Below are 19539 nucleotides of genomic sequence, written 5' to 3' on the forward strand. Positions count from 1 at the left end.
CTGGATAATAAGAGAAACTAATCAACCTCTACGCAGTTATTACTAAAACACAGGACTACACCTGCCCCATAAGAGACACTTATGCACCATAGCAGTGCGCACTGAGCCTGCTTTGAGTAAAAAAAAACCAACTGCTGAAATAGCCAGCAATCAGTATTAAAAACGCTTTCCAGGCTTTGACAACCTGTTACACCCTCGTTATTATGCGCCCCGTTCACACGATTCCTCTGTAGTTCAGTCGGTAGAACGGCGGACTGTTAATCCGTATGTCACTGGTTCGAGTCCAGTCAGAGGAGCCAAATTTAAGAAGCCCGCTTAAGGAAACTTAAGCGGGCTTCTTGCTTTTGTGTATGGTGCACATCAGTTCAAAATGGCTTCCAGCCTGGCCAGCACTTCATTTATCACTGCATCAGGTATACGTTCCAGCCGCTTACCGTTCCGGGCACCTATATCGATAGTTCTTGGCTGGTCGCAGCGAATAACTCCCGCTGTTTTTGTACCCGCGCCTTCCAGTGAGACGGTAAAACCGGCTGTGCGCGCGAAGTTTCCACCACTGGTAACGGGAACAACAACCGGTAACCGAGTCAGCTTGTTGAACGATGCCTTCGATACGATAAGCACTGGGCGTTTTCCGCTTTGTTCATGACCAGCAATCGGGTCCAGTGAAACAAGCCAGATTTCCCCTCTGTCCATTTACAGAATCTCCTTGCCTACCGCAGGTGCATCAACCCATTCCCGGGCCTCTTCGCTTATTTCAGCGTGCGGGTCGCACTCCGCCAACAGTTCTTCGAGCGAATAGCGGGGACGTTTTTGAGGTTCAATAACCAGGCAGCCATTATCAATGGTCATGCCCACTTCGCTGTCTATCGACAACCCCAGCGTTTTCAGAACAGCGGGAGGGACCGCCAGCATGACAGATCCGCCAACCTTTTTCAGACGAGTGGTATACATAGAACACCTCCAAATATTATATTTAAATATAACATCAGAGGAAGGCGGTGCACAATTTTCAATCAGTTCCATTGTGGTTAGTCTCCTTAGCACAGCAAAAGTAAAGCTCGATTCCTCACTGTGAACTTCTGTCTCAGCAACATGGTCGGGTTGCGGGATTACAACCTTTATATCCACCCACCACCCACGCGGCAGAAATCAAAAGCCTGCGGTTTACACCACAAAATCGTAGTGCGTGCCGTCAGGCAGTTCTATATCCAGGCGTAGTTTGCCGCCAGTGGCTTCCACATAACGTTTCAGTGTGGAAAGTTTGAGATCGCGCCCTGGTTTCTCCATACCTGCAACCGTAGGCTGGCGAATACCTAAAGCCTGAGCCATTTCCACCTGGGTTTTCTGCACTTTTTCACGCAGTTCTGCCAGGTGGATATTCAGCATGATGTCTGCAGCTTGTGCCTGTGCCTGTGCTACAACGCCCTTTTTCTCTGCAGCAATAATTTGTTCCAGTGTTCTGCCCATCGCATTACTCCTGTGGCTCTGGTTTTCTCAACCAGTCGTTAAATTCACGGTCAGCAAGCGGAACCATCACATCATAAAACCGCTTACCAAATGTTGCCTTATGCCCGGCGCACAACACAACAGCATTGCGAAATGGGTCAAAGGCAAAAAAGGCGCGAATGGGTTGCCCACGGCTTTGGATGCGTAACTCCTTCATATTGGAGTAGCGAGAGCCTTTAACGGTATCTACCCAGGGGCGGGGAAGTACCGGCCCTCTCTCCCTCAGTACCATTAATCCCGCCAATACACTGGCGCGGTCAGTATCATCCAGTGCCGTGAACCAGGCATCAAACCTGTCTGTTGTCTTAATCTTCCACACAACGCTGCCTCCGCAGAATATAGCCCTCAGGCAATATAGATGCAAAGCTATATTTGTAAATAATGCTTTGCCACCAATCCACGAAAGTGTGCCGGAAATAACGGTGTCCGGGGTTCTGTAAAAGAGAAAAGTACAGGCCCGCTTCCATAAAAGAACAGCGGGCCTGAAAACGTCATATTTTATTGCGAGGCAGCCCTCGCGAGCTGGCGAAAAGATTACTTACGCGCCACTTTTGCATTGTCGATGGGGGAAAAGACAGTGTGCGTTGCACTCTGCATTACTGGTGCAGGTGGCTTATTACGGTTCTGGTAGCCCACATTATTGTTCCCCCATAAATTTTCATAAGGCATACCAGCCAGGGTTTCCACCGCCGCTCGTGTTGCCTGGGGCACATTTGCCACCAGCGCCACGCCATCTTTATGCATTTGCGCTGTTGCTTCGCGCAGCAGAGTGTGAGTTTGCAAATTGAGCTTAAAGCGCAGCGAAATAGCAAAACCGCAGGCAAGGACAATGACTGTTCCAATACTCAGAATAAACAAAATAGTATTACTTACCGTGGTACTTTGGGTTGCCTGGCCGGAAACAAAGCCAGAGAGTTGCAGAATAATGCCCACCAACATGACCGCTCCGGCCTGCGAAGCTTTGCGGGTCAGTGTCATGATGCCCGCAAAAATCCCTTCACGCCGTTGGCCAGTAATAACCTCATCCACATCGGCAATATAGGTGTAGATATTCCACGGAACATAATTGATTCCTCCCCGCCCTAACCCGGCAATGGCAGAAACCAATAACAACAATGCCATGACATCATTCAATCCGGCATACCACAGCACCGCCCAGGCAAGACAGCTGGCACCAAACAAGCATACAACCATGCGGTATGTTGGTGCTGGCCCGAATCGAATACACAGCGGGATCATCCCCACCACAGCAATAAATTGCAAAACAGCCATGGTCCCCAGCAAACTGGAGGCAACAGTGGCACTTTGCATCAACACAAACACGACGTAATAAGTGAATACCGCATTAAAAACATCCTGTGCGATATACCCACCTAAGTACATTCCCAAGTGCTGGCGAAAAATGCGAATGCGTAACGTTGAACCCAGTTCGACAAACAAGCGGTGCAAGCTTTGGCGCAGTGTTAAACCCTGGCGCATTTGCTCTGCTTTCAGGTGGCTTTCTGACCAGGCTTCCCGTGGGCGTTCCCAAGTAAAAAACCACACCAGTGTCAGCACAATGGCGCATATAGCCGCAAAAACCAGGCTGGCATAAAAAAAGGAGATAGCATTCTCTTTCCCGAAATGGCTAATCAGTATTCCGGGCAAAAACGCCGCAAGAATAGCGGATAACTGCGCCATGGAAATACGCGCCCCAGAAAAGCGGGTTTTTTGTTTAAAATCATCGGTCATTTCCGGTACCAGCGTTTCATAAGGCACCAGAATCATGGTGTACACCACATCAAACAATAAGTAAGTGACCAGGTAATACCAGAATGGCATACCGCTCAGCCACATCAGGCAGTAGCTGAATACACAAGGGATACCCAATAAGATGAAAAATTTACGGCGACCGAAGCGTTTGCCCGCCCAGGTATTGCCAAAATTATCGGTCAGAAACCCCATCAGCGGGCTAACAACAGCATCCAGCACACGTGCCAGAGCAAATATCAGCGTCGCTTCAATAGGTGATAAACCGCAGAAAGAGGTATAGAACCAGAGCAACCAGGCGGCCGTCAGTGCCGTTGTGCCTGCGCCGAGGAAATCCCCCGAGCCATAGGCAAGATAATGAATTAACCGGGGAGTACGTGTCTTCATAATTTTACCCTGTCGTAGTTAGTCATACAGGCAATAAATCCCTTACTCACCACACGTCGGAAGAAGGTCACGTTCAAAATAAGGCGATCCCTGGAGCGATACCTTTGCGTTTTTGCCACCCCCGTGTTCATGGTGGCAATAAGATGAAGATCTTCCCTCCCTCGCTCACCATTCTGAAATACCGTTTTCTTTATTCAGAAAAAACGTTCTTTAAAATTACATCAGGTTAAATTTAGCGACAGCCTGGCTAATGTCAGGCGGTCGTAATACAAATTTTCTTAACGAATGAATAAATGTGAGGAAGATCACTTTACTGCGGCGTATGCTAGTGCGGCCTTAGACCGTGCATAAGATAACGGCGGGGCAATTCACATCAGACAGGTTAAGGCTTGGTAATGAATATTATTGAAATAATAATGAATGCGGGCAAATCCGCAGTGAATGTCTCTCTTTATACCTTACTGCCGATTATGGTTGTTATGCTGGCAATCATGCGTTTTCTTGAATCAAAAGGCGTACTGGAAAAAATCGTTAAAGTGTTTGGCCCTTTGCTTAAACCTTTTGGCCTTGGTGGAATGAGCCTGTTTGCCATCATCCAGATGAACTTTGTCAGCTTTGCCGCCCCCATCGCCACACTCACCATGATGGATCGTCAGGGCGAATCGGATCGGCGTATGGCCGCAACACTCGCCATGTCTTTTGCTATGGGCCAGGCCAATGTGTTTTACCCGTTAATTCCCCAGGGCCTGCACTGGCTGCCAGCCATTGGTATTTCTATTCTGGGTGGGTTGGTTGCTGGCGCTGCTACCTGGCACCTGTTTGGCCGCCGTCTCTCATCGGAAAATTTTCGCACTGCCAGCACCAAAAACCGAGTAACACATAAAAAACAAGGTTTGCTTGCCATCATCAACCTTGCTGGTGCAGATGCCATCCGGTTGTCTGCCGGCGCCATTCCCATGTTGATCATTTCTCTGGCGGCAGTCAACATGCTGGAAGCCGTTGGTTTTGTGCATTTACTGGAAACGTTGTTGTCGCCACTGCTTAGCCTGGCCGGTATCTCGCCTGTGTTTATTCTTGCCACACTGGTAAAAACCATGGCGGGTGGGACAGCCTATTTTGGCGTAGCATCGGACTTGATCGCCCAGGGTAAATTTACGGTAACCGAATTAAACGCTTCTGCAGGGTTGCTGGTACAAACCCTGGATTTACCGGGTATTGGCATTTTCCTGGCGGTCAGTTCGCGCTTTGTGCGCCTGTTTCGTTACGTGCTGCCCGGTGCGCTGGTTGGGATAGCCGTACGGACCATTCTTCATATACTTATCTATAGCTGACACCCGATTCCACAAGGGTTATGGTAAATTGGCACCGCCATAACCCACAAGGAAGACGATGTTCAACTTATTATCTCCCCAGCCTGGTCCTGGTTTTATTCACCAGTATCGCTGTGGAACAACCGACCAATATCCGAAGATAACCGTCTGCCAGGCGTTTTTTGACACAAGCTTATGGCAAGATGAGTTGTTTCTCACTTCGGGTATTGTCTTCCCTGACGCACTGCTAAAAGCTGCCAGAAAACGTAAAGCCGAGTATTTTGCCGGGCGCTTTTGTTGCCAGCAACTTCTGGCCGCTCACGGGGTACACACCCCAGTGCTCTCACACCCGGACCGCTCACCGGCCTGGCCTGGCGGGTTTTGTGGTTCAATATCTCATACTCAGAACCAGGCGGTGGTTGTCCTGGCTCCGGTAAACCTTGGTATTTCCCCTGGGGTGGATACCGAAACACTGGCCCCACGCATCATGCGGGAAACTGCCGCTATGTTTACTTCCCCACCAGAACGCATAACGCTGCAACAATGCGCACTGGAATGGGAGCAGGCACTACTGGTTACTTTTTCGGCAAAAGAAGCCTTGTTTAAATCGTTATACCCGCAAGTCAAACGTTACCTGGATTTTGACTGTGCGGAAATAAGTGAGCTGAACACTGACCGGTGCACACTGACATTACGTTTAACCCAGCCGTTGTCTGCCACACTCCCTGCTGGTTACCGTTTTTATGGGAAGTGGCAATTTGCGGGCGATGTCGTAACAACGTGCTTTTTACCGCAAATACACCTGCCAGATACTGACAATTTATACAGTATTATGCCAGAATAATGGCTCCTGCCATTCCCCGGAGCCCAACATGCCAGATTATTGCCTGATGTCCGATACCCCAGCCGGGCCACTACTGTTACAGGCCAGTTCACAAGCGCTGGAATCTGTTCGTTTTCTGCGCACTTTTCCACTCAGTGAAGGCGAGAGTATTACCCAGGCCGCTCATCACCCCGTGTTGAGCCAGGCTTGCAAAGAGCTGAACGCCTACTTTGCCGGGGAGCTTACCTGCTTCAGTACCCCACTGGAGCCAGGCGGCACCGTATTTCAGCGCCAGGTGTGGGAAGCCCTGCGGCAAATCCCCTGGGGTGAAACCCGCACTTATGGCGAAATTGCCCACCAAATTGGCAACCCAGCGGCCAGCCGGGCGGTTGGCCTGGCGAATAACCGTAACCGCCTGCCCTTTTTTATTCCCTGCCACCGTGTGATTGGTGCCAGCGGGAAATTGGTGGGTTATGCAGGCGGCCTGGACGTAAAACAAGCACTACTGTCACTTGAAGGGATTCGTATCGCGCTGTAACCCAAGATTACGCGGCACCAAAGCGGGCCAGGTAAGCTTTACGCAAACGGGTAGCAACAGAACCCGGCCTGCCGCCCCCAATAAGGTTACCGTCCAGCCTGGTCACTGGCATCACAAACGTGGTAGCCGAAGTGATAAAGACTTCCCGTGCGCCATAGGCTTCATCAGGGCTGAACGCACGTGTTTCAATGCCCAGTTGGTGCTGCTGGCAAATATCCAACAATGCAGCGCGTGTAATGCCGGGTAAAATCGCCTGGCTTAATGCCCGGGTAACCAGTTTCCCGCAGGGGGTCACCATAAAGCAATTTGCTGAACTGGCTTCAGTTATCAGGCCATCCCGTACCAGTATTGCATCATCTGCGCCTTGAGACTGAGCCGCCATTTTTGCCATGCTGGCAGCCAGTAAACTCACCGTTTTAATATCGCACCGCTGCCAGCGAATATCCGGGCATGTCACCATAGACAACCCACGTTCTGCGCGCGGGTCCTGCAAAATATTGTGAGCCTGAGTGAACACGACAAGCGTGGGTGGAACAGAGGTATCCGGGTAGTGAAAATCACGCTTTCCCGGGTTGCCACGGGTTATTTGCAGGTACACACTCCCCTCCTGCACATGGTTACGGGCAACCAGTGTTTCATGTATTTTCTCCAGTTTGCCCACCGGCCAGGGGAGCGACAGTTCGAGCGCCTGGCAGGAGCGCTGCAACCGTTGCATATGTGCATGGAAATCGAGCAACTGCCCGTTAACCACCGCCGTCACTTCATACACCCCATCAGCAAATAAAAAACCCCGGTCAAAGACCGATACCCGCGCATGCTCTGCGGGGCAATAATCTTCATTCAACCATACCCATGATGACATGTTTCCTCCTTGTTTACCGTTCAGTGTGGCAGTTGTCACGCTAGCACGCTTCGCGCGCGTTTTTTCCGAAATGTTCGCGCTACAAACCACAAACTGAATAGAAACAACAGGCGAGCCAAATTTCCCCATGGCCATTTAATCGCATTCTGCTTTCGTTTATTTACTGCCGTGACATACTGAACCTCAGGGGAATAGTGGTTTACAACAGGAAAAATAAGGAGAGAGAGGATGCAAACTCATCGCACAGAACAAAACCTGACACCTGCGCAAGCTATCGAACAACTGGATGCTATGTTTGACGCATCAGTTAAAGCGCTGCGCAAAGCCATTGCGCTGTATATCGACACCGGCGCACTGCCTGATGCCACAGCAAGGCAACAAGGGTTATTTACTTACCCGGCGCTCCAGGTCACCTGGGATGGAGTGGCACGCAACCCGAAAAAGACCCGAGCTTACGGGCGCTTTACTCACCCCGGCTGTTACCGTACCACTATCACACGTCCGGCTCTTTTCAGCGCCTATTTAACTGAGCAACTTACCCTGTTGCAGGAAGATTACGGCGCGCAAATTAGTGTGGTCCCTTCCGACCAGGAAATCCCCTATCCTTATGTCATTGACGGCTCTTCATTGTCGCTGGATCGGAGTATGAGCGCCGGGCTGGCACGCCATTTTCCCACCACCGAGTTATCACAAATTGGTGATGAAACGGCAGACGGCCTGCTGGACTCCATTGATTTTTCGCCGTTGTCGCATTTTGATGCACGCCGGGCTGATTTTTCTCTCGCCCGCCTGCGCCATTACACAGGAACCCCGGTTGAACATTTCCAGCCTTTCGTACTCTTTACCAACTACACCCGTTATGTAGATGAATTTGTGCGTTGGGGTTGCAACCAAATCCTTGACCCGGACTCACCTTATGTTGCGCTCTCTTGTGCTGGTGGCGCATGGATAACCGCCGACACGCAAGCCCCGGAAGATGCCATTTCTGATTTAGCCTGGAAAAAACACCAAATGCCGGCCTGGCACTTAATCACAGCTGACGGCCAGGGTATTACCCTTATCAATATTGGTGTTGGGCCTTCCAATGCAAAAACAATTTGCGACCACCTTGCGGTACTGCGCCCGGATGTCTGGCTGATGATAGGCCACTGCGGCGGGCTGCGTGAGAGCCAAACTATTGGCGATTATGTACTGGCCCACGCCTATCTGCGTGATGACCATGTGCTGGACGCGGTATTACCGCCCGATATTCCGGTACCCAGTATCGCTGAGGTGCAGCGCGCATTATATGATGCCACCAAAGAAGTCAGTGGGATGCCGGGAGAAGAAGTCAAACAACGCTTACGCACCGGTACAGTGGTAACAACCGATGACCGTAATTGGGAGTTACGTTATTCCGCCTCGGCTTTACGTTTTAACCAAAGCCGTGCCGTTGCCATTGATATGGAAAGCGCAACCATTGCCGCGCAAGGTTACCGATTCCGTGTTCCCTATGGCACATTGCTGTGTGTGTCAGACAAACCTTTACACGGAGAAATTAAACTTCCAGGCCAGGCAAACCGATTCTATGAAGGCGCAATCTCTGAACATTTACAGATAGGTATTCGCGCCATTGACTTATTACGTGCGGAAGGTGAGAAACTCCACTCACGTAAATTGCGCACATTCAACGAACCGCCTTTCCGTTAACCGGAAAGCCTGACAAACTGATACAGGTACTACTATGGCCGCCTCTACCCCGTTATCTGATTTGCGACATGCGCTGTTGTCGCGCGGACTGGAAGGTATGTTAGTTCCGCGCGCAGATGCCCACCAGAGCGAGGACTGCGCCCCCCACGATAATAAACTGGCCTTTTTAACCGGTTTTACCGGTTCGGCTGGCCTGGCGCTGGTATTACAGGACCGTGCATTGTTGTTTGTGGATGGGCGCTACCAGGTTCAGGCGCGCCATGAAACAGACCCAGCATTGTTTGAAATCCACCATTTGCATGATGAACCTGTTGCTGAATGGATTGCACAGAATTTACCTGGCGGGCAGCGTATTGGTTTTGAGCCCATGTTAATGGTTAACAGCCAGTATCAGGCGTTACAAACCAGCGGCTGCGAACTGGTGGCACTGTCTTATGACCCTTTCGATGCCATCTGGCATGACCGCCCGGCACCACCGCAAGGGCCAGTCAGCCTGATGCCACCAGATATTAGCGGTGAACTGACCACCACCAAACGCGCCCGTCTGGGGGCGAAATTACAGGAACTGGGTGTTGACTACCTGGTAGTAACCCAGCCAGATAACATTGCCTGGCTGCTGAATATGCGTGGTTCAGATGTTCCCATGAACCCGGTTCCCCACTCTTTCGCCCTGGTGAAAAATAATGGTGCGGTTGAGTGGTTTGTTGACCCGGTGAAACTGACGCTGGTGCCGCCAGTGTGGTTAATGGACATCAGCCTGAAAGCACCTTCAGCATTGCTGGCCCGCTGCCAGGAAATTGCGGCAGGTAAACGTATTTTGCTGGATGCAGATAACGCGCCTGTTGCAGTGAGCTTTGCCGTGGAAGCCGGTGGTGGAGAGGTATTCTGGCAGCCCGATCCACTCACTTTCATGAAAGCGCAGAAAAACCTGACCGAGCTGGAAGGTTACCGTCACTGCCACCTGCAAGATGGTGTTGCCTGGGTGAATTTCCTGGCCTGGCTGGAGCGGGAAGCTCACATCAGGGCACAGTCAGGTACACCGTTAACGGAGCTGGAAGTTCAGGCCCAGCAACTGGCTTACCGCCAGCAGCGTGAAGGTTTCCTGGAACAGAGCTTTGCCACGATTTCCGCCGCCGGCAGTAACGCGGCCATGTGCCATTACCACGCCACCCCGGCGACCAATACGGCAATTACGCCGGGCAGCTTTTATCTTAATGATTCCGGCGGGCAGTATGTTAATGGCACCACGGATGCAACACGTACCCTACCATTCGGTGACGTTTCTCCTGAAATGCGCCGCCACTACACCGCCGTGCTGAAAGGTTTTCTTGGGCTGATAACCATACAGTTTCCCAAAGGTACACAAGGCCACCAGTTAGATGCTTTTGCCCGCCGGGGGCTGTGGGAATTAGGGCTGGATTATGACCATGGCACCGGTCACGGTGTTGGCCACCGCTTACAGATCCACGAGCAACCCTACAGAATGGCAAAAAAAGTTAACCCGTGGCCGATGCTGCCAGGCCAGGTTATCACCATTGAACCCGGTTATTACCTGGCAGATAACTACGGCATTCGCATTGAAAACCAGGTTGAGATTATTTTCGGTATGCCCGGTTTTTGCCGCTTCAGTTCACTGACGCTGATCCCCATCGACCTGCGTGCGGCAGAACTGCACTTACTTACTGAACAGGAAATTGCCTGGCTCGACAGCTACCACCTGCATGTGCGTGACGTACTTTCTCCATTAGTGGAAGCTGAAGCGCGCCCCTGGCTGTTTGAGGCCACGGCTCCGGTACATGCCCGCGCAGGCTAGCATGGTGGCTATTGCTGAGATAACAACCTGAGAATGTGGAATTTATCAGCAAACGCACAATTTTGTGAAATCAAGCTTTGACACACCAGCACGGGGCCAGTAATATGCGCCCCGTTCACACGATTCCTCTGTAGTTCAGTCGGTAGAACGGCGGACTGTTAATCCGTATGTCACTGGTTCGAGTCCAGTCAGAGGAGCCAAATTTGAAAAGCCTGCTTTTAAAGCAGGCTTTTTGCTTTTCTGTTAGCTGTTACTTTCAACAGCCGCTGTCAACTGACGCCACATTTTGCATTCAAGATGCGCGAGTGCACCGTCAATCAAAGGCAGTTTATAGCCGCTGCCCGCGCTGGCAAAAATATCGCTAACCTGATGCTGATGGCCCGACAGGACATTTATCGCAAAGGCGTCCGCCTCCAGAAAATGCTGAGCATACCAGGATTGCTTACGCAGGCTCCAGAGCACTAACGGGGGGTTCCAGGGAAACGGTGTTAAAGCTGCTGATGGTTAGCCCATGAAAATTGTTATCTTTATCCATCATGGTAACAACACACACGCCTGTTGCGAATTGACCACGGTCGTGTCAAAAATTTGAATGGCGGAATGACTGAAAATCAACTTAACACCAAACCCGCAAAACTCGTGGAACTGCATTAAGCAATCATGCACTGCCACCACCGGCTTACAGCGATGCCGAACTGGTGGAAATACGGGACCGTATCACACGCTCTTTCCGTATCAGAAACAATGCGTTCTGAGCAAAATATCTTCGCAGACAGAGAGACTCTTCCTGGCTACTTGCTCGCCCAGGTTTTAGCCCGGCTTTATTATTTGCAAGTGAGTGCCCCCACAGAAAAAGCACCTCCAGTGCCCAAGCCCAAAACCAAACTTAACTACATTGGTTACTTCCGGAGCGGGTAGTTGGCAGGTGCTTTTGGCCGTTATACCGCCCCCACCACACCCTTATCCCTGGTAGCCATACGCCTAATCAAAATTGGTCGCACGCGAATGTAGCGATTTTCCGCCGATTGGCACCTTGTACCCGCCGCTATCATAAACAGTGAAATCAATGCACTGAGAGGACAAGTCATTGCACACACTTTCTGGCCTCCACCCCGACCAGGCAATAGCGGCGACACTGGACCCAACCGAGTTCCTTGGCATGGCGCCTTTTTTGCGTATGAGCATTGCGGGTGAGGAGTTTACACAGTTCGCACAAGACCTGATTGTGCAGGTACAGCAACACCCCGACAACGCGATACTGTGGATGAACCTCGCAACCGTCATGCAGTGCCTGGAAGACACGGAAACCGCGCTGGAGATTCAACGCCAGGCACTGTCAATGCAACGGGTGTATACCTACCCTGCGAAGCAACAACCGGCAAAACTGCGCTTGCTAATGCTGATGGTTCCTGGTGAATTATCGGTAAATGTGCCGCTCGATTGCCTGCTGGAAAACAGCGACATCGAGTTGATTTATTACTTTATCACCTCACAAACGCCGTTTGAGGCGCCAATACCCGAGCATGATTTACTGATGACTGGTATCAGTGCCACCACAGAAAATCAGGCTCTGTTGCACGAACTGGAGAAAATCACCAGCCAGTGGCCTGTGCCAGTCATCAATAGCCCAGAACATGTACAAAAATCAGAACGGCTGGCAGCCAGTGCTTTATTGCAAAATAAGCCAGGGCTGACGATTGCCCAGGCCCACCCGGTTACCCGTGAAGCGCTGTCTTTGGTCGTCAGCGAACAGGCAAACTTACCGGGTTGTGATTTTCCGGTTATTCTGCGCCCGGCGGGTTCCCATGGTGGCCATGGGCTGGAGAAAATCACTCACCGGGATGAACTGGCCAGTTACCTGGAACGTGTACAAGTTAATAGCTATTTCCTGTCGCGGTTTATTGATTACAGCAACGAAGACGGGCAGTTCCGCAAATACCGCCTTTCACTTATTGATGGCGTGGCTTATGGCTGCCATATGGCTATTTCAAGTAACTGGATGGTCCATTACGTAAATGCATCCATGTATCAGGATCCCCAAAAGCGCGCAGAAGAAGCCAGGTTTTTCAATGAATTTGCACAATTTTCAGCCCGCCACCAACAGGCACTGCAAGCCATTTATGAAACCACTCAGCTCGATTATTTAGGCATTGACTGCGGTGAAACACCTGAGGGCGACTTGCTGGTGTTTGAAATAGACCCGGCAATGGTGGTTCACGCGATGGATTCAGAAGAGATGTTCCCGCACAAACAAATCCACATGAACAAAGTTAAAAACGCCTGCCGCGACTTGCTGTTGTCCCGTGCTTTCACACACCAAAACCAGGCTGATGATGGGTTATAAGGATAAGAAAAAAGATGATTTCACGTAACGCGTTAAATTTCTCAGGCGGGCCGGGCGCATTGCCGGAAACCGTTCTTACGCAGGTTGAAGCCGCAATTAAAGAAGTCCCCGGTGTTGGCCTGTCTATTCTGGGTATCAGCCACCGTTCAGACTGGTTTGCCGGTATTGTTGAAGAAACAGAAAACAATATCCGCACCCTGCTTGGTTTATCGAAAGACTTTCATATTTTGTTCTTGCAAGGTGGAGCAACACAGCAGTTCTCGATGGTTCCGATGACCTTGCTGCGCGGGCAAAAAAATGCGGCGGAATACCTTGATACCGGTTACTGGAGCAGCAAAGTCGTCACAGAAGCTCGCCGTGAAGGCCCGGTAAAAGTGTTATGGAGTGGCGCATCCTGTGGTTTTAACCGCCTGCCAGAAGATGGTGAGCTTGATTTTTCGCCAGATGCACCGTACCTGCACTATGTTTCCAATGAAACAGTAGAAGGTTTGCAATTCCAGCGCGTTATCGGGCGCGATGACGTACCACGGGTGTGTGATATGTCGTCTGATTTCTTGTCCAAACCTTGTGATGCCAATAAATTCTCCGTCATTTATGCGCACGCGCAGAAAAACATTGGCCCGGCAGGGGTAACCATTGTGTTGGTACACGACAGCGTGGTTAAGGCATCGTCGGATGAACTGCCATCATTTCTCAATTACCGCCGCCAGGTAGAGTCACACTCTAACCTCAATACGCCACCGGTATTCGCTATTTATGTGGTATTGCTGGTTACCCGCTGGTTGCTTAATGATGTGGGTGGTCTGGAAAACATGGCGCAAATTAACCGCCATAAAGCAGAACTGCTTTATGCCATGCTGGATAACAGTGATGGTTTCTACAATGGCTGGAGCCGGGTGGAAGACCGTTCACAAATGAACGTAGCATTTAAACTGCCAAATGCAGATCTGGATAAAAAATTCCTTGCTGAAAGCCAGCAGGCCGGTTTGTCGGGCCTTAATGGGCACCGGACGATTGGTGGGATTCGGGCATCAATTTATAACGCGCTGTCTGTTCCCGCTGCGGAAAAACTGGTGAACTTTATGGATGATTTCTTGCGTAATAACCGCAAATAATTGCCGCTATTGTTCTCTGGCATACCCTGCTGGCTGGCAGGGTATGTTGTCAGGCGACACAAAACAGAGACTTGTTTTCCCGAAAAGAACACGCGGCCAAACAGAGCGCGCCGGTTGCTACAGTTATCAGAGTCAGAACATCAGTAATGTGTATTCTAAAAGTGTGGCAGCCATCAGCAATGCTGCCATTTCTGCATTTGCGCTCCCAGGGGCGCTTCCACCCTGCTTAATCTGAACACGTGAAAATTGCATAGCCATCCTCCATTTTGGCCGAAGGCACCACATTGCTGGCGATATTGAAAACGCTATTAACCAGAAAGCGAGTGGCTGCGCCCCGGCAGTTTTACCTAGCATGCTGCGTTGATAGCGCAGCCAGCCCGTCAATTAACGCCCCACGCCACCAGGCAAAATCATGCCCGCCGGTATACATTACCAACGAGCTGTCTGCGCCAGCACTGAGCAACCGTTGATGCAATTGCTCTACATGGGGAACCGTGGCACCTTCCAGGCTGCCAACACACAAACGCAGTTGCACCCCCACAGGCGGGGCTTCCATTACGTATTCACTAACCCAGGAGGTATCATGCTCACTGAACATAAATGGCCGACGGCTGCTATCGGGCATCCACCACATCGAGGGCGAGTGGCTGAATACCGCCCCAAACGTATCGGGTGCTCTCAACGCTGCTATTAAAGCCGTAACCCCTCCCAGACTTTGCCCTGATAAAACCGTGCGCTCCCGCCCAGACCAGGCCCGGTCTGCATGCCCGGCCAGCACTTCGGGAATGATCCGGTGAGCAAGTTCATCGATAAGAACGGTGTTCCCCCCCAAAATAGCTGCCCGGTCATTTTGGTCTCGGTTGTCCACGCCTAATACAGCAAAAGGGTTAATGCGGCCGCTGCGTACCGCGGCATCCATGGCCTGCAACACCCCCAGGTTATCGAACCAGGCTTCGGCATCAGGCAACACCAACAAACCGAGCGGCGTTGTAGGTGGCACATCCGGCAAATAGAGGCGCAAACGGCGTTCATGCCCGGCCAAAACTGAATAACGGGTGTGAATAGCCCCGGCGGGCAAGGCCTGGCTATTGCACCATTCCGGTTGTTCAGGCGCTTTATCCAGCCTGAGCACAGATTCATAGCTACCGCCATGCACCCGAATAGCCGCTGCGGTATTAAAGGTGTCTGGCTGGCTGGCAAACGGGGTGTTACGCCCCCCAATCAGTGCCAGTTGTTGCTCAGACACACCAAGTGGAATTTCTGTGAAAGTATAAGAACCGCAATAGGTTGCCGGTACTCGCAGAGTTAAAAACCAAACATCCGTGCCAGGGAGGTGCTCCAGCATGCCGCGGGCTACGTTATCTTTGTCTGTCACCCGGTTCAGCCGCAGGTAAACACCCTGCAACGATTCAGATGAGCGCCACAAAAAGGTCACCTCGCGTGTGGCTTCATTCCCGGAGCCAGGCAAAACAGCAGGGAATGCCAGAGTAGAAACATCCTGCCAGAACTGTGCACTACTAGCGACGCGCCTGCGGGCCAGTTGCGCCAACACCTGCTGCACATTATTACCTGCACTATTGCCTGCACCATTTTTCTCTGCATACGCGCCAGCCTGAACCGGGTTCATCCTTTCTCTCCTTGTCGTTTAGCCAGAACAGGCTAACCCATTAAATAATCACTTTTACCTGCCAAGGGCCTATACAGCATCCCTTACGGGTTCATCTGTGTGGGCCTGGGTTGCTGTGCTGTTACGCCACAAGCGAGAATAAACACCCTGGACCGCAACCAGCTCTTCATGGGTCCCAAACTGTACCACCCGCCCTTGTTCCACCACTGCAATGGCATCGCACCGGCAAGCCGTAGTAAGGCGATGTGCTACCACCAGAGCAATTCCTCCCTGGTTGCGTGCCCCCTTCGCCAGGGAATCCATCAGCTTCTCTTCCGCAATCCGGTCCAACCGGGATGTAGCTTCATCAAGCAAGACCACTTTAGCGTTGGCAAGGTGGGCTCGCGCCAGAGCGATCAACTGACGTTGCCCGGCAGATAAGTCTGCACCACCATTATTCACTGGGGTATTAAAGCCTTGCGGTAAGCGGCTTATTGTTTCGAGTAACCCAACATCCTGCGCAACGCGTTCAACCTCTGCATCTGTGCGCTGTGGGCTGGCATAGCGGATATTCTGCGCGATATCCCCACTAAACAGGGCAACATCCTGATCCACCAGACCAACCTGTGCACGGTAATCGGCCAGCGCAAGTGAATCAATACTCCGCCCATCAAGGCGAATCTGCCCACCAGAAGGCGGGTACAACCCGGCCAGCAATTTAATCAGGGTGGATTTCCCGGCACCACTTTGCCCCACAATCGCCACTACCGAACCTGCCGGTATGGAAAGCGAAAACTGGTCAAGGGCGGGTTGCGAACTCCCCGGATACATAAATGACACATTTTCCAACGCCAGTTCACCATAGCGCGAAAAAGCAACAGGTTCGGCAGATGGCTGGATATCCTCAGCCCCAGGTTGCGCCAGTAAAGTATTAATATGCTGGCTACTGGCCGAGGCCTGTTGCCAGGCATCAACAATACCGGAGAGTTGTTGCACTGGCCCATAGAACTGCCCAAGCAATAAAAAGAATGCCGCCAGTACACCCGCTGTCATCTCACCTTCAGCTACCCGTGATGCGCCTACCAGCAACACTGCGGCATAGGCAGCCTCGGTGCAGAAAGTCAAAAATGGGAAGTAGACAGCAAGGTATTTTTGCGCCCGCACCCTGGTTGCCCGAAAGCGGTCTGACAGCGTGCGTAATTTGGCCGCTTCGGCATGTTGTTGCCCATGAGACTGCACCACACGTAACCCAGAGACTTTCTCCTGCAATGTGCTGTTGACCTTGCCTATTTCAAGGCGAGCCTGCGCGTAAGCCGGTGAGCTAAGGCGGCGATATACCCAGGTTGCCAGCAGCACAACAGGAATTCCCCCTAATGCCACCAACGCCAGAACCGGGTCAAGCCAGAACATCGCCCCGGCAATAGTCGCCATGGTTATCAGGCTGGTCGCAGTGCTGGCAAGGCCGTTTTGTAAAAACCGCGCCAGGGAATCCACATCCACGGTCATACGTGTCAGGCGTGCATCCGCATTGGCTTCGTGGTAAGGCAACCCCAGGCGTAATAACTGCCCAAAACTACGCAACCGAACAGTGTGCTGGACAGACTCCGCAGCACGGGTTGAGATAATGGTTTGCAGGGAGTAACAACACCAACTAATGGCGACAAGCAGCAACGCCAGTGCCGCACACTCGCCGATAATCGCCATATTCCCCGCGACAACGCCCTGGTCTATGCCACGTTGCAACAGCACTAACACACCAACGCCCGCGGCAGAATCAAGCGCTATCAATAGCGCAGCAGTAATGAACATCCAGGCAACCGGTGGCAACAGCGCCCCAACCCGGTTGCCACGCCCGGCCATTGCCAGTTGTACTGCACGCTCTGGCACACGGCACATCTGTTCACGAAAACCACCCGTTTTAGCACTGTGACTCCCTTTGTGCGGCAAGGTGTCGTTGCCACTGGCAGCCCCTGTGCTCTGGGGCCAAAGCTCACCTGTATAAGGCTGGGTATCTTCCAGAAAATCACCGCTTCCGGACATCAATTTACCAAATGCCGGGCAACGCGCTTCCAGTTCTTTCTGGGTACCCACATCCACAACCTTCCCACCATCCAACACCACGATTTTACTGGCAAGATTCAGGGTTGAACGCCGCCTCGCAATAACCAACAGCATATGCTCCTGGTCAGCATAACGGCTAAGGGCGGTATTAATTTCCGCTTCGGTACTGGCATCCACTGCCGAGGTTGTGTCGTCAAGAATAAGTAGCTCTGGTGCCGTTAATAAAGCTCGAGCCAGCGCAATACGCTGCCGCTGCCCACCGGACAAATTACTCGCCCGCTCATTAAGGCGCGTAGCAAACCCTTGGGGTAGCGCGTTAATAAACGCTATCGCGCCCGCAGCACGGGCAGCCCGCTGAATGTCCTCTTCCGTCGCTTTTGGGTGGCCGTAGGCAATATTCTCCGCCACGGTTCCTGCAAATAAGAAAGTCTCTTCAAATACTACGCCCACCTGGCGGCGCAGCGATTCAAGCCGTATATCTGCAATGTTTTGCCGCCCCTGGTCGGTGGTTAACCATAACGCCCCCGTGGTGGGGTCGTAGAATCGGGCCAGCAGCATAAGCAGGGTGGATTTACCTGAACCAGACGCCCCCACTACAGCAACTGTTTCTCCGGCGTGGATAGAAAAAGAAACATCCTGCAAAACGCGTGAACCTGGCTTATAGCCAAACCCAACATTGCCGAGTTCCATCCCTACCAGCTTGCCCGCCACAGGCTCCGTGCCATCTTGCATTTGCGGCTGGGTATCTATCAATGCGAACACACGTTCTGCCGAGGCCTGGGTGCGTTGGGCAATCACCAAAAAGGAAGCCAGCACACGGGTTGGGCCGGTCAGCATTGCCAGGAAACTGGCAAAGGCCACAAAAGTGCCCAGGTCGGTTCTGCCTGTCGTTACAGCCCAGCCACCATAAGCCAGCAGTACCAGTTGCCCCAGAACGGGTAATGCCAGCATGGTGGCTCCCGGCATAGCCTGGCTTAGCGCCGCACCAATACGCGCCCGGACAATCTGGCGGGACTGGCTATCCAGCCAGCGCATTTCACGTAATTCAGCAACGGATGATTTGACAATGGCTATCTGGGCCAACACTTCGCGGATATGTTCTGTCATGCTGGCCAACTGGTCTGATGCCAGGCCGGTTTGGGCAAAGACTCTGCGCCGCGCCCGCAATGCTGTCACCGCCAAACAAGCCAGAACGGCGACGACAATCAATGTCATCGCCGGAGACATCCACAGCATGACAACCATGCCCGCAAGGTAATAAGTCATGACCGCCAGTGGAACCGGGCACATTTGCAGCAACATGTGAACCTGCTGTAAATCACTGTTGGTCCGCGAAATCACCTGCCCGGTACGCAACGCATCAAGCCCTGCCCCATCGAGGTTCTGGATACTGTCGAATGCCCTTCCCCGTAACGTATGCTGAACCCACAGAGAGAGTTCACCGGCATAACCACGGCGTACATAGTTGCCAATAAAATCAAACAGGGCGATAAGCAGTAACCCACAGGCAAGCATGGGCAGACGCGCAGTGTTACCCGCCAATGCGTCGTTTACCGCCTGACGGGTTAATAAGGGAGTTAATGCAGCAAAAATGATTGTGGTGACAGAAGCCAGCACAACAATCACACTTAACGTCTTACGCTCCCAGCACACACTGGCAAGACGAGCCAGCCACGAACCAGCGGGTTTTGGGGTTTGAGCGGTGGGCATCAAGCCTCCTTCATCGTTCATAATAA

At 52.0% G+C, this 19539-nt stretch carries 17 protein-coding genes, 2 tRNA genes and 1 pseudogene; 10 read left to right on the forward strand and 10 right to left on the reverse strand.

From position 1 onward, the window contains the following. Positions 1-223 precede the first annotated feature (223 nt). A tRNA-Asn gene (locus LC084_RS08745) sits at positions 224-299 on the forward strand. A gap of 61 nt (positions 300-360) precedes the next feature. Here LC084_RS08745 and LC084_RS08750 read toward each other — a convergent pair. The 5 genes from LC084_RS08750 to LC084_RS08770 all read right to left on the reverse strand — a co-directional run bounded on the left by LC084_RS08750 (position 361) and on the right by LC084_RS08770 (position 3642). Next, on the reverse strand, positions 361-693 hold the full coding sequence (locus LC084_RS08750; protein ID WP_226570771.1) for a type II toxin-antitoxin system PemK/MazF family toxin: 333 nt from the start codon (positions 691-693) through the stop codon (positions 361-363). Further along, complete coding sequence (locus LC084_RS08755) at positions 694-951, reverse strand: AbrB/MazE/SpoVT family DNA-binding domain-containing protein (RefSeq protein ID WP_226570772.1); 258 nt, start codon at positions 949-951, stop codon at positions 694-696. Positions 952-1164: 213 nt separating this feature from the next. Then, entirely contained in the window at positions 1165-1467 is a 303-nt protein-coding gene (locus LC084_RS08760; RefSeq protein WP_226570773.1) for a helix-turn-helix domain-containing protein, read from the reverse strand. Positions 1468-1471: 4 nt separating this feature from the next. Beyond that, entirely contained in the window at positions 1472-1825 is a 354-nt protein-coding gene (locus LC084_RS08765; protein ID WP_226570774.1) for a type II toxin-antitoxin system RelE/ParE family toxin, read from the reverse strand. Between the two features lie 215 nt (positions 1826-2040). Continuing rightward, positions 2041-3642 carry an MFS transporter gene (locus tag LC084_RS08770; RefSeq protein ID WP_226570775.1) on the reverse strand — a complete coding sequence of 534 codons (1602 nt, stop codon included), beginning with the start codon at positions 3640-3642 and terminating at the stop codon, positions 2041-2043. A gap of 395 nt (positions 3643-4037) precedes the next feature. Here LC084_RS08770 and LC084_RS08775 point away from each other — a divergent pair, with 395 nt between their 5' ends. The 3 genes from LC084_RS08775 to LC084_RS08785 are packed head-to-tail and all read left to right on the forward strand — an operon-like array spanning position 4038 to position 6313. Continuing rightward, a complete protein-coding gene (locus LC084_RS08775) occupies positions 4038-4973 on the forward strand; it encodes a nucleoside recognition domain-containing protein (protein ID WP_226570776.1) in 936 nt (311 codons plus the stop codon). A gap of 58 nt (positions 4974-5031) precedes the next feature. Continuing rightward, entirely contained in the window at positions 5032-5796 is a 765-nt protein-coding gene (locus LC084_RS08780) for a 4'-phosphopantetheinyl transferase family protein (RefSeq protein ID WP_226570777.1), read from the forward strand. Positions 5797-5824: 28 nt separating this feature from the next. Then, on the forward strand, positions 5825-6313 hold the full coding sequence (locus tag LC084_RS08785) for a methylated-DNA--[protein]-cysteine S-methyltransferase (RefSeq protein WP_226570778.1): 489 nt from the start codon (positions 5825-5827) through the stop codon (positions 6311-6313). A 7-nt stretch (positions 6314-6320) separates the two neighbouring features. On the opposite strand, the gene LC084_RS08790 is transcribed toward LC084_RS08785, so the two are convergent. Beyond that, on the reverse strand, positions 6321-7175 hold the full coding sequence (locus LC084_RS08790; RefSeq protein WP_226570779.1) for a D-amino-acid transaminase: 855 nt from the start codon (positions 7173-7175) through the stop codon (positions 6321-6323). A gap of 228 nt (positions 7176-7403) precedes the next feature. Here LC084_RS08790 and LC084_RS08795 point away from each other — a divergent pair, with 228 nt between their 5' ends. The 3 genes from LC084_RS08795 to LC084_RS08805 all read left to right on the forward strand — a co-directional run bounded on the left by LC084_RS08795 (position 7404) and on the right by LC084_RS08805 (position 10877). Continuing rightward, positions 7404-8864, forward strand: a complete 1461-nt coding sequence (locus LC084_RS08795; protein ID WP_226570780.1) for an AMP nucleosidase — start codon at positions 7404-7406, stop codon at positions 8862-8864. 34 nt (positions 8865-8898) lie between these two features. Beyond that, on the forward strand, positions 8899-10677 hold the full coding sequence (locus LC084_RS08800) for an aminopeptidase P family protein (RefSeq protein WP_226570781.1): 1779 nt from the start codon (positions 8899-8901) through the stop codon (positions 10675-10677). Positions 10678-10801: 124 nt separating this feature from the next. Continuing rightward, positions 10802-10877: transfer RNA gene (locus LC084_RS08805), tRNA-Asn, on the forward strand. Positions 10878-10920: 43 nt separating this feature from the next. On the opposite strand, the gene LC084_RS08810 is transcribed toward LC084_RS08805, so the two are convergent. Continuing rightward, entirely contained in the window at positions 10921-11139 is a 219-nt protein-coding gene (locus LC084_RS08810) for a flavin reductase family protein (RefSeq protein WP_404808342.1), read from the reverse strand. Then, a pseudogene (locus LC084_RS23345) lies at positions 11120-11236 on the reverse strand (flavin reductase family protein); the annotation flags it as partial. The pseudogene LC084_RS23345 and the gene LC084_RS08810, both read right to left, overlap by 20 nt. A gap of 106 nt (positions 11237-11342) precedes the next feature. Between LC084_RS23345 and LC084_RS23350 the strand changes: the two are divergent. The 3 genes from LC084_RS23350 (at position 11343) to LC084_RS08825 (ending at position 14136) form a co-directional block, all read left to right on the forward strand. Continuing rightward, positions 11343-11432, forward strand: a complete 90-nt coding sequence (locus LC084_RS23350) for a hypothetical protein (protein WP_226571185.1) — start codon at positions 11343-11345, stop codon at positions 11430-11432. A 332-nt stretch (positions 11433-11764) separates the two neighbouring features. Further along, on the forward strand, positions 11765-13021 hold the full coding sequence (locus tag LC084_RS08820) for an ATP-grasp domain-containing protein (protein WP_226570782.1): 1257 nt from the start codon (positions 11765-11767) through the stop codon (positions 13019-13021). A gap of 14 nt (positions 13022-13035) precedes the next feature. After that, positions 13036-14136, forward strand: a complete 1101-nt coding sequence (locus LC084_RS08825; RefSeq protein ID WP_226570783.1) for a phosphoserine transaminase — start codon at positions 13036-13038, stop codon at positions 14134-14136. Positions 14137-14479: 343 nt separating this feature from the next. Here LC084_RS08825 and LC084_RS08830 read toward each other — a convergent pair whose 3' ends face one another. Beyond that, the gene (locus LC084_RS08830) at positions 14480-15763 is read right to left on the reverse strand and encodes an esterase family protein (protein WP_226570784.1); all 1284 of its coding nucleotides are present in this window, start codon (positions 15761-15763) and stop codon (positions 14480-14482) included. A gap of 69 nt (positions 15764-15832) precedes the next feature. Then, positions 15833-19513 carry a salmochelin/enterobactin export ABC transporter IroC gene (gene iroC / locus LC084_RS08835; protein WP_226570785.1) on the reverse strand — a complete coding sequence of 1227 codons (3681 nt, stop codon included), beginning with the start codon at positions 19511-19513 and terminating at the stop codon, positions 15833-15835. Positions 19514-19539 lie beyond the last annotated feature (26 nt).

Source organism: Mangrovibacter yixingensis (assembly GCF_020523985.1).
GTDB classification, from domain to species: Bacteria; Pseudomonadota; Gammaproteobacteria; order Enterobacterales; family Enterobacteriaceae; genus Mangrovibacter; species Mangrovibacter yixingensis.

Coding starts and splice junctions, on each gene's coding strand:
- LC084_RS08750 (WP_226570771.1), bottom strand. CDS start 693: ATGGACAGAGGGGAAATCTGGCTTGTTTCACTGGACCCGATTGCTGGT.
- LC084_RS08755 (WP_226570772.1), bottom strand. CDS start 951: ATGTATACCACTCGTCTGAAAAAGGTTGGCGGATCTGTCATGCTGGCG.
- LC084_RS08760 (WP_226570773.1), bottom strand. CDS start 1,467: ATGGGCAGAACACTGGAACAAATTATTGCTGCAGAGAAAAAGGGCGTT.
- LC084_RS08770 (WP_226570775.1), bottom strand. CDS start 3,642: ATGAAGACACGTACTCCCCGGTTAATTCATTATCTTGCCTATGGCTCG.
- LC084_RS08775 (WP_226570776.1), top strand. CDS start 4,038: ATGAATATTATTGAAATAATAATGAATGCGGGCAAATCCGCAGTGAAT.
- LC084_RS08780 (WP_226570777.1), top strand. CDS start 5,032: ATGTTCAACTTATTATCTCCCCAGCCTGGTCCTGGTTTTATTCACCAG.
- LC084_RS08785 (WP_226570778.1), top strand. CDS start 5,825: ATGCCAGATTATTGCCTGATGTCCGATACCCCAGCCGGGCCACTACTG.
- LC084_RS08790 (WP_226570779.1), bottom strand. CDS start 7,175: ATGTCATCATGGGTATGGTTGAATGAAGATTATTGCCCCGCAGAGCAT.
- LC084_RS08795 (WP_226570780.1), top strand. CDS start 7,404: ATGCAAACTCATCGCACAGAACAAAACCTGACACCTGCGCAAGCTATC.
- LC084_RS08800 (WP_226570781.1), top strand. CDS start 8,899: ATGGCCGCCTCTACCCCGTTATCTGATTTGCGACATGCGCTGTTGTCG.
- LC084_RS08825 (WP_226570783.1), top strand. CDS start 13,036: ATGATTTCACGTAACGCGTTAAATTTCTCAGGCGGGCCGGGCGCATTG.
- LC084_RS08830 (WP_226570784.1), bottom strand. CDS start 15,763: ATGAACCCGGTTCAGGCTGGCGCGTATGCAGAGAAAAATGGTGCAGGC.
- iroC (WP_226570785.1), bottom strand. CDS start 19,513: ATGCCCACCGCTCAAACCCCAAAACCCGCTGGTTCGTGGCTGGCTCGT.